The 2,251-nt window shown below is 31.1% G+C and carries 2 protein-coding genes; one reads left to right on the forward strand and one right to left on the reverse strand.

The features are described from left to right. Window positions 1–356 precede the first annotated feature (356 nt). Window positions 357–2,147, reverse strand: coding sequence for a CRISPR-associated endonuclease Cas1 (gene cas1 / locus HMPREF1495_RS13445; RefSeq protein WP_084544491.1), 1,791 nt, complete (start codon window positions 2,145–2,147; stop codon window positions 357–359). Here cas1 and HMPREF1495_RS13875 point away from each other — a divergent pair. Next, on the forward strand, window positions 2,063–2,251 hold a 189-nt coding region (locus HMPREF1495_RS13875), incomplete at its 3' end, for a hypothetical protein (RefSeq protein WP_198013546.1). The two genes, cas1 and HMPREF1495_RS13875, sit on opposite strands and share 85 nt — an antisense overlap.

Genomic DNA, 2,251 nt, shown 5'->3' on the forward strand with positions numbered 1-2,251 from the left:
GGCTTAAAATGGGGCTTTCCGGGGTGTTGGGATTGTATACAATCAGTGACATACTTTTTTTGTTTTGCCGTATAAAAAGTATGATTGTAAGTATTGCTATAAAAATAGCATATTAAAGCAAAAAATATAATACTATTTCAAATAAAGTGTATTAAAAACAGCAAATTTATATTAATGAGAACTCACAAAGACTTATATATCAGAATATTATAAAAAATCAAGCAAATAATGTAATTACAAACACATACTATAGTATGAATATGTAATTACATATTTAAAAGTAAAAATAGAGGTTGACAGACTTTTTTATCCTATAATGATTTGAGCAGAAAAAACAGGAGCAAATAAATGCTCCTTTAGTTATACTTGAATGGTTTGTATTTCTCATCATAGCAGACAAAACGGAATATTTTATGTATTTCTTCTCTAATTCTGGTATCGTAGGTTCGTGGTTGATTTTCCTCAGTTTGCTTTTGATATACCTTATTTTCAAGTTCATTGATAAAAATTTGCTTTCCTTCTTTATTTAGATATATACCACCATCTTCAGTTTTTTCAAAATGCTCAGAGGCATGTATCATATGGCGATTTATTATAGTAAATATGGCTCGGTCTACGATCAATGGCTTAAATAGATCTGCAATGTCAAGGTTTAAGGACTGACTTCTTCGGTTAGTAGCATGAACAAATCCAATGCGAATATCCAAAGAGGTTTTTTGAATCTCTGTAGCTACACCATTATATAAAAATACATTTTCAAAGCTTATCAATGCATTAAGAGGGGCTTTAGGTGGACGTCTTGTCCTCTTAGTGAATTCAAATGCAGGATCACATATGATTTCATGGAAAAGGCTATAGTACAACTGACTTGCTCTAGCTTCTATCGTTAAAAGCGTTGTTACATTAGTCACTTCATTCATTGCAGTTATATACTCTGAAAAAGATGAGATTCCATTTTTTAGATTTTTGTTTGAATGATGCCTCTCGTAATATTTAAGATTGGAACGCATATTGTGAAGTGAAGCTATTTCAATTTTCTTGGCAATAATTTTTCTCTTATCGTTATACAGATAAATGGCAGCTTGCTTTAATATTGTAAGTCCACCGTGCAGGCTTTCAGGTAGAGCAAATGTACCGGTAAGCTCTCCATATTTATCAAAAATATTCACACAGATCTTTTTACTACTTATATATTTGAAGAAATCGGAAGAAAATATAATAGAAGAGTAGACATTCAGACTTTCAGTAGCCTCTACAGGAATGTACTTTTTTCCATGATCATTTTCAAATAGCAGTGTAAAGTCTTTTCTATTTAATATTCCATTATTAATAATGTGATAGTTTCTATCTATTCTTTGAATAGTAGTAGTGCTCCAATGCTGATATATCTGTGGTGGTGGTGCTTTTTTCTTTTTAATTGCAAGAATCTGATGTTCCTTTTTATTTTTAGTAAAATTATAGCCTAAGTAATTTTGCTTGATTCCCTCATATATTCCACTTTTTTGAGTATGTATATCCATTTCTAAATCATTTTTTAAAATATTCGATACTTTTGTGTAGGCTTCCTTTGCCTCATCAAAGCTTGAAAAGAACATAGTAATATCATCACAGTATCGACAAAATGGAATCTGCATTGACTCAAGCTTTGTATCTAAAAGAGAAAGATATAAATTCCCAAGAAAGGGACTGATTGGAGAACCTTGTAAAATCCCTTTATTTTTTGTCTTTATTATATTTCCCTTTGAAATCCTACAGTATAAAAACTTATGAAAAAGAGAGAGGAGAATCTTATCATCAATAATTCTTTTTAAAATCATTTCAAGTCGGTCTATAGGTATGGAATCAAAGTAATGTTTTATATCAATAATGACAACTTTACCCAATCCTTTATTTAGATTGTTTATAAAGGCTACTACAGCTTTATCTACTCCAAGTCCCGGACGAAAGGCAAAGCTGCAAGCAGAAAATATGGAATCATAATACTTTTCCAAAGAAGTTGCAAGGCAACGCAAAATAAGGCGATCAACACTGTTAAAAAAGGGAGTAGAGAACCGAATGTAGAATGGAGAAACTAAAAAATCATGCTTTGCGCTATTATTATCTCGGAAGTAATAACCAAAGTGATAAGTTGGAAATAAAAAGCAGATATATTCACAATGATAGGATTGGAAATATGGTGTTAGATGATTTTAGAGCTAAGGTGGTTCCTCTTTTGCAAAGCCACTGCACTCTGAAAATAATTAGAAATGTA

The organism is Lachnoanaerobaculum sp. MSX33, assembly GCF_000512995.1.
Lineage (GTDB): Bacteria > Bacillota > Clostridia > Lachnospirales > Lachnospiraceae > Lachnoanaerobaculum.